General features: G+C 67.7%; 7 protein-coding genes. All 7 read left to right on the forward strand.

Annotated features, from left to right (window positions below):
* Positions 1-52 precede the first annotated feature (52 nt).
* The 7 genes from cheY (at position 53) to DTS01S_RS23910 (ending at position 7,736) form a co-directional block, all read left to right on the forward strand.
* Entirely contained in the window at positions 53-439 is a 387-nt protein-coding gene (gene cheY / locus DTS01S_RS23880; RefSeq protein WP_012202534.1) for a chemotaxis response regulator CheY, read from the forward strand.
* Between the two features lie 10 nt (positions 440-449).
* Positions 450-1,064, forward strand: coding sequence for a protein phosphatase CheZ (locus tag DTS01S_RS23885; RefSeq protein WP_016449290.1), 615 nt, complete (start codon positions 450-452; stop codon positions 1,062-1,064).
* Between the two features lie 200 nt (positions 1,065-1,264).
* The gene (locus tag DTS01S_RS23890) at positions 1,265-2,437 is read left to right on the forward strand and encodes an EscU/YscU/HrcU family type III secretion system export apparatus switch protein (protein WP_061289118.1); all 1,173 of its coding nucleotides are present in this window, start codon (positions 1,265-1,267) and stop codon (positions 2,435-2,437) included.
* Positions 2,434-4,533: a flagellar biosynthesis protein FlhA gene (flhA, locus tag DTS01S_RS23895; RefSeq protein WP_061289122.1), complete on the forward strand. Its 2,100-nt coding sequence runs from the start codon at positions 2,434-2,436 to the stop codon at positions 4,531-4,533. Before DTS01S_RS23890 ends, flhA begins: the two co-directional genes overlap by 4 nt.
* Positions 4,530-6,143 carry a flagellar biosynthesis protein FlhF gene (gene flhF / locus DTS01S_RS23900; protein ID WP_016449287.1) on the forward strand — a complete coding sequence of 538 codons (1,614 nt, stop codon included), beginning with the start codon at positions 4,530-4,532 and terminating at the stop codon, positions 6,141-6,143. The genes flhA and flhF overlap by 4 nt, the downstream gene beginning before the upstream one ends.
* A complete protein-coding gene (locus DTS01S_RS23905; protein ID WP_016449286.1) occupies positions 6,136-7,017 on the forward strand; it encodes a hypothetical protein in 882 nt (293 codons plus the stop codon). The genes flhF and DTS01S_RS23905 overlap by 8 nt, the downstream gene beginning before the upstream one ends.
* 5 nt (positions 7,018-7,022) lie before the next feature.
* Positions 7,023-7,736 (forward strand): RNA polymerase sigma factor FliA, encoded by a 714-nt coding sequence (locus DTS01S_RS23910; RefSeq protein WP_012202528.1) that lies wholly within the window; start codon positions 7,023-7,025, stop codon positions 7,734-7,736.
* The last annotated feature ends 37 nt before the right edge of the window (positions 7,737-7,773 follow it).

Here is a 7,773-nt window from a genome sequence, read left to right on the forward strand (position 1 = left end):
TCGCGGCGGATTCTTACCAGTACCGAGCACCTACCGACCGAAAGGGCCTCACGTGGCTAATGCCCTGCGTTTTTTGATCGTTGACGACTTCTCCACCATGCGGCGCATCGTGCGCAATCTGCTCAAGGAGAGCGGCTTTCCCGAAGCCGATGAAGCCGAAGACGGCGTCGTGGCACTGCACAAGCTGCGCAACAGCAAGTTCGATTTCGTGGTGACGGACATCAACATGCCGAACATGAACGGCTTCCAGCTGCTCACCGAAATCAAGCAGGACGACAAACTCAAGCACCTTCCCGTGCTGATGGTGACGGCCGAGGCCCGCAAGGAGGACATCGTGGCAGCGGCCCAGGGCGGTGCGGCAGGCTACATCGTCAAGCCCTTCACCAAGGCCACGCTGGAAGAGAAAGTCAACCTGATCCTCAAAAAGCTGGGCCTGTAGGGCGCGCGCCATGAGCAACCCGGATGTCCCCGACAGCGTCCACTACAAGGTAGGCGTTCTCACGCGCCAGCTGCATGACTCGCTCAACGAGCTGGGCTATGCGGACCGATTGCGCGGCAGCATGGGAGAGCTGCCGGATGCGCAAAGCCGCCTTTCCTACATTGCGCGGCTGACCGGAGAGGCCGCCGAGAAGGTCCTCAACCGTGTCGAGCTGGCCAAGAGCCAGCAGGACCGGCTGGCCGAGCGCGTGCGCGCCATGCGCGCGCAGCTGGTCGAGGATCCCGTGGCGGCCGTGGCCAAGGGCCGGGTGATGAACTTCCTCGAAGAGGTCGAGCAGGACACGCAGCAGGCCGATGAGCACCTCACCGAGATCATGATGTCCCAGGACTTCCACGATCTCACGGGCCAGGTCATCGCCCGCGTGGTGTCGCTGGCCGCCGACCTGGAGGACCAGCTGGTGCAGCTGCTCATCCAGACCTCGCCCAACCCGCAGCAGACGGCGCTGGAGCCGCTGGAAAAGCCCAAGGAGCACCTGGCCGGCCCCGTGGTCGATCCCGAGAAGACACCCGATGTGGTGACTTCACAGTCCCAGGTGGACGATCTGCTGGCCAGCCTGGGGTTCTGACACACCCCGGGGCGCCATGCGCCTTTGCATTGGCATTTGCACGGCAACCCTTCCCGCTGCGGGGCAAGGGTTTGCCGGCGTGCCGCTGCCTGCCGCACCACACCCCAGACAGCGCATAAGCGCCGCTTGAGCCCTGCTTATCGGGGCTTCGCCCATCCGGCTTGTTCCGACAATGACGCAAATCCTTCCGTCATTGCGCCATGGACTCCAGCCAAGACAAAAACCTGCCAGCCACCGAACGCAAACTGCAGAAAACGCGTTCTGACGGCCAGGGTGCGCGCTCCCGGGACCTGTCCCACCTGGCCATCCTGGGCACGGGCGCGCTGATGATGCTGATGGGCGCCGAGCCCCTGATCCAGCACCTGCGCATGGCGCTGGCCCAGCAACTGGCGTTCGACGCGCACACGGCCAAGACCCCGGCCCTGATGATGGAGCGCATGCTGTCCATGGGCAGCCTGGGCCTGAAGATTTCCCTGGGCGTTGCCGCCGTGACCACGGCAGCGGCCGTGCTGTCGGGCATGCTGGCCGGCGGCTGGATCCTGAGCCTCAAGCCCATACAGCCGCAGTTCAACCGTCTCAACCCGCTGTCGGGCCTGACCAATCTGTTTTCCAAGCAGCAGATGGTGACCGTGGCCAAGATGGTGGCGATGACGGCCATCCTCTCCTTCGTGGCCTGGAAGTTCCTGAGCAGCCACATCGCCGAGATCGCCGCCATCTCCTCCCAGCCTTCGGCCATGGCGCTGACCATGACCGGGCAGTGGCTGGCCAGCGGCGTGGCCCTGCTGCTGCTGCTGGTGTTCCTGATGGCCGTGATCGACGTGCCGCTGCAGGCCTACCTGTTCAAGTCGCGCCTGAAGATGAGCCACGAGGAAGTCAAGCAGGAGCACAAGGAGTCCGACGGCAACCCGCAGATCAAGAGCAAGATCCGCCAGAAGCAGCGCGAGATCGCCGACCGTGCCAGCGTCAACGCCGTGCCGCGCGCCGACTTCGTGGTCACCAACCCCACGCACTATGCCGTGGCGCTGCGCTACGACGAAAAGACCATGGCCGCCCCGCAGGTCATCTCCAAGGGCACGGACCTGGTGGCGCTGAAGATCCGCGAGGTCGCGGGCGCCCACAAGATACCGGTGCTCGAATCCCCGATGCTGGCGCGCGCCCTGTACGCGCACGCCGACCTGGACCAGGCCATTCCCGCCGCGCTGTACACGGCCGTGGCCCAGGTCCTGGCCTATGTCTACCGCCTGAAGGCCGCGCTGCGCGGCGAAGGCCCCATGCCTGGCGATCTCGGCGAACCCGCCGTGCCCGCCGAACTCGATCCGCACCAGGGCCGCCGCGCGCCCGCCGCCGCGACCACTGAAGGTACTGCTCCATGACGACGAATCCGCTCCAATCCCTGCAATCGATGTGGTCGGGCGAGAACACCAGGTTCGCCCAGGGCCTGATGGCGCCGCTGCTGGTGGTGGCCATCCTGGCGCTGATGGTGCTGCCGATTCCGCCGTGGCTGCTGGACACGTTCTTCACGCTGAACATTGCCGTGGCGCTGATGGTGATGATGGTGGCGGCCTACATGATCCGGCCGCTGGACTTTGCGGCCTTCCCCTCGGTGCTGCTGCTGACCACGCTGATGCGCCTGTCGCTGAACGTGGCCTCCACCCGCGTGGTGCTGCTGGAAGGCCACACCGGCCCCGGAGCGGCCGGTGCGGTGATCGAGGCCTTCGGCCACTTCCTGATCGGCGGCAACTTCGCGGTCGGCCTGATCGTGTTCGCCATCCTGGTGGTGATCAACTTCGTGGTGATCACCAAGGGTGCCGAGCGTATCGCCGAAGTCTCGGCCCGCTTCACCCTGGACGCCATGCCCGGCAAGCAGATGGCCGTGGATGCCGACCTGAACGCCGGCCTGATCGACGAAAAGGAAGCCAAGCGCCGCCGCGCCGAGGTGCAGGAGGAAGCCAACTTCTTCGGCTCCATGGACGGTGCCAGCAAGTTCGTGCGCGGCGACGCGGTCGCCGGCATCCTGATCCTGGTGATCAACATCATCGGCGGCTTCGCCATCGGCATGATCCAGCACGGCCTGTCGGCCGGCCAGGCCGCCGACAGCTACATCCTGCTGGCCGTGGGCGATGCGCTGGTCGCACAGATCCCCGGCCTGCTGATCTCGGTGGCCGCGGCCATGGTGATCTCGCGCGTGGGCAAGGAAACCGACATGGGCCAGCAGATCGCGCAGCAGCTGTTCATGTCGCCCAAGGTGCTGGGCATCACGGCCGGCGTGCTAGGCCTGCTGGGTGTCATTCCGGGCATGCCCCACGTCGTGTTCCTGAGCACGGGCGCACTGCTGGGCTGGCTGGCCTGGATGCTCTCGCGCCGCCAGCAGGAACGCGCCGCCCAGCAAACCCAGCCCCCCGCCCCCGTGGCCGCGCCCAGCGACGGCGAAGCCACCTGGGACGACCTGCAGCCCGTGGACCTGCTGGGCCTGGAGCTGGGCTACCGCCTGATCACCCTGGTGGACAAGGGCCGCCAGGGCGACCTGCTGACCCGCATCAAGGGCGTGCGCCGCAAGTTCGCACAGGAAGTGGGCTTTCTGCCCCCGGCCGTGCATGTGCGCGACAACCTGGAGCTCAAGCCCAGCGCCTACCGCATCACCCTGCGCGGCGTGATGGTGGGCGAGGGCGAGGCCTTCCCCGGCATGTTCCTGGCCATCAATCCGGGCGGCATCAGCACCCCGCTGATCGGCACCCAGACCACCGACCCGGCCTTCGGCCTGCCCGCCCACTGGATCGACGAACGCCAGAAGGAAGCGGCACAAATGGCAGGCTTTACCGTGGTTGATTCGGAAACCGTGATGGCCACCCATTTGTCACACTTGATGCAAGTGCATGCCGCCAAGCTGATCAGCCGTACCGAGACGCAGCAGTTGGTGGAGCATGTGGCCAAGCTGGCTCCCAAGTTGATCGAAGAAGTCATTCCGAAAATGGTGTCCATCACGACGTTCCAGAAAGTGCTCCAGCTGCTGCTGGAGGACTCGGTGCACGTCCGCGACATCCGCACCATCATCGAGACGCTGGCCGAGCACTCCTCGACCACCCAGGACCCCGTCGAGCTGGCCCGCCGCGTGCGCATTGCGCTGTCGCCGTCCATCGTCCAGCAGATCTACGGCCCGACCCGCGAGCTGAACGTCATCGCCATCGAGCCCGGACTCGAGCGCCTGCTGGTGCAGGCCCTGTCCAACCCCGGCGCCCCCTCACTGGATCCCGGCGTGGCCGAGATCCTCACCCAGAAGGCGGCCGACATGGCCAACCAGCAAGAAGAGCTGGGCCTGCCTGCCTGCCTGCTGGTCCCCGATTCCATCCGCAACTCCATTGCCCGCCTGGTGCGCCGCGTGGCGCCGCGTCTGCAGGTTCTCGCCCACAGCGAGATCCCCGAGACGCACACCATCCGCATCGGCTCGATTCTTAAAGGTGCATCCGCATGAACATCAAACGCTTCTACGCCCCTACCTCCCGCGAGGCCCTGGCCAAGGCGCGCATGGCTTTCGGAGCGGGCACCCTGATCCTGTCCAACCGCAGCACGCCCGACGGCGTCGAGGTCATGGCCACGGCCGAGGACACGCTGGAGCACAGCAAGGCCGCCGCCAGCAGCACGCCGCTGCAGCAGGCCATCGAGCGCCGCTCGGCCGAGGAGACCACGGGCCTGCGTCCCCAGCTGCAGGCCCAGCTGATCCAGGCACATACCCAGCCGCGCACGGCACAGCAGGCTTCGCCGGCGCCCTCACAGGCGGCTTCGCTGGCAGCCTCGCTGTCGGCAGATGGTGCCGAGCCCGCCGGCCTGCGCCAGAGCGTGCAGGAAGACACCGAGCAACTGGCCATGAGCACCCTGTCCTTCCAGGACTACGTGCGCGAACGCATGCTGCGCCGCCGTCACGAGGCCGGCGTCGACGAGCCCCTGCCCAGCTTTGCCCAGCGCCGCAGCCTGGGCGACGCCCTGCGCGAAGCGCCGGCCGCCGCGCCCATGGCCGCACAGCAGCCGTTCAAGGCACAGCCCGCGCCTTCCGTGGCCCGCCACAATCCGCTGCGCGCCAGCGCCGAGGCGCCGCTGCGCGAGCCCCTGCGCAGCGAACCCGCTCCAGCCATGGCCTCCCAGGCGCTGCGCGATGAGCTGCAGTCCGTGCGCGACCTGATCGAAGAGCGCTTCAACACCCTGACCTGGCTGGGCCAGACGCGCCAGAACCCCATCCACGCCAATCTCACGCACAAGCTGATCCGCGCGGGCTACTCCCCCGTGCTGGCCCGCGCCCTGGTCGAGCACATGCCCCAGGACCTGTCCGCCGGCGACGCCGTGCGCTGGCTGATGCAGGTGCTGGAACGCAATCTGCGCACCGACGCCGGCCAGGAGCCGCTGTACGAGCAAGGAGGCGTCTTCGCCCTGGTGGGCTCCACCGGCGTGGGCAAGACCACGACCACGGCCAAGCTGGCGGCCCTGTGCGCGGCCAAGTACGGCGCCTCCAGCGTCGGCCTGATCACCCTGGACACCTACCGCGTCGGCGCCCACGACCAGCTGCGCTCCTACGGCCGCATGCTGGGCATGGTCGCCCACCTGGCCCATGACCGCGCCGCGCTGCAGGACCTGCTGGGCCTGCTGGCCAACAAGCAGCTGGTGCTGATCGACACCACGGGCGTGGCCCCGCGCGATCCGCGCAAGGACGAAATCCTGGACCTGCTGGACCTGCCCGGCGTGCAAAAGCTGCTGGCCGTGAACGCGGCCGGCCAGGGCGATGCGCTGGACGATGTGATGCAGGCCTTCAAGGCACGCGGCTCCAGCCAGGCCATCCTCACCAAGGTGGACGAGGCCGTGAAGCTGGGCCCCTCGGTGGACACGCTGATCCGCCACCAGATGCAGCTGCGCGGCGTGACCAACGGCCAGCGCGTGCCCGAAGACTGGGAGCGCGCCGATGCGCAGCAGCTGGTCTCCGCCTCCATGCGCGCCTCCACCCGCTCGGCCTTCGATCCCAAGGCGCTGGACCTGGACTTCTTCTTCACCCCGTCCAGCCCCAGCACCATGGACAGCGAGGTCAGCCATGCTTGAGACCTTCCCCCAACTGCACCAGGGCCTGGGCCTGCACGGCCAGCCCGGCGCCGCAGCACCGTCCAGCCTGCGTGTGCTGGCCATGTTGCGCGACACGGCGGCCGACCCTGAAGGCCAGTCCGAGCAATCCCTGCTGTGGCCGGTCTGCGCCAGCCTGCAGCGCCTGGGCATGCCCGTCCTTGTGCTCGATGCCAGCCAGGGCGAGGCGGCCGACGCGCCTGGCCTGGCCCAGCTGCTGCAGCAAAGCGCCTGGCAGGCCCGTACCGGCCTGCACCCCGACCCCCGCCACAGCTCGGTGGCCGTGCTGCCTGCCCGCCAGGGCCTGGAGCTGCTGCCCCTGCAGGCACGGCAAGCCGGCATGACGCCCATGCAATGGCTGCAGCGCCATGTGCGCGGCTATGCCATCGTCATGCTGTATGCCGATGCCGACACGCTGGCCCGCAATCTGCCCGGCCAGGCCGTGCACCCGCTGATGGTGCTGCCCGAACACGGCCCCCGCGTGCTGGGCTGCTACCGCCAGCTCAAGCAGCTGGCCGTGCATGCCGGCCTGCGCTGCCTGCTGGCGCCGCTGCTGCCCGGCGCTGACCCCGTGGATGTGACCAGCTACGATTGGCGCCGCGGACAGACCGGTGCCCGCAGCCAGGCCGAGGATGCGCAACGGCGCCAGTCACAGATCGACGCGCTGCTGCGCTGCGCACAGCGCCATCTGGGCCACGCGCCCGGGCTGCTGCCCGTGCGCCTGCACCATGCACCGGACCTGCAGCGCCTGGCGCTGCAGTTGCTCAACCATGCGGGCAGCGTATTGCCGCATGGCGGCCAGGACCTGGCCGCCGGCTACGCACCGCTGCCTGCATCCCATGCCTGGAGCCACTGACTGCCATGTACACCGCCAAAGGCCAACTCGACCGCGATGCACTGATCCGTCGGCACGTACCCCTGGTACGCCGGATCGCGCTGCACATGATCGCCAAGCTGCCTCCCAATGTGGAGCTTGATGATCTGATACAGGTCGGAATGATCGGCCTGGCCGAAGCCCTGTCCCGCTTCGAGAGCGAGCAGGGCGTGCAATTCGAGACCTTCGCCAGCCAGCGCATCCGCGGCGCCATGCTCGATGAACTGCGCGAGGGCGACTGGATGAGCCGCAGCTCGCGCAAGAGCCAGAAGGACATAGAGCACGCGCTGCACCGCCTGGAGCAGCGCCTGGGACGCACCCCGCTGGAGTCCGAGATCGCCGACGAGCTGGGCATGGACCTGGACGACTACCAGTCGCTGCTGGGCAAGGTGCGCGGCACGCAACTGGTCTACCTGGAAGACATGTCAGGCGGCGACGAGGGCGAGGACTTCCTCGAACGCCACGTGGCCGACAGCGGCGCCGACCCCTTTGCGCTGCTGCGCGACCACCGCCTGCGCGTGGCCCTGGTCGAAGCCATCAAGGCCCTGCCCGAGCGCGAGCAGTACATCATGGGCATGTACTACGAGCACGACATGAACCTCAAGGAAATCGCCGCCGTGCTGGGCGTGACCGAATCGCGTGTGTGCCAGCTGCACAGCCAGGCGATTGCGCGCCTGCGTACGAAGATGCGGGCGCATTGACTGGGGCCCCCCCTGAGGCGCTGACGCGCCTTCCCCC

Source organism: Delftia tsuruhatensis NBRC 16741 (genome assembly GCF_001571325.1).
Lineage (GTDB): Bacteria > Pseudomonadota > Gammaproteobacteria > Burkholderiales > Burkholderiaceae_C > Comamonas > Comamonas tsuruhatensis.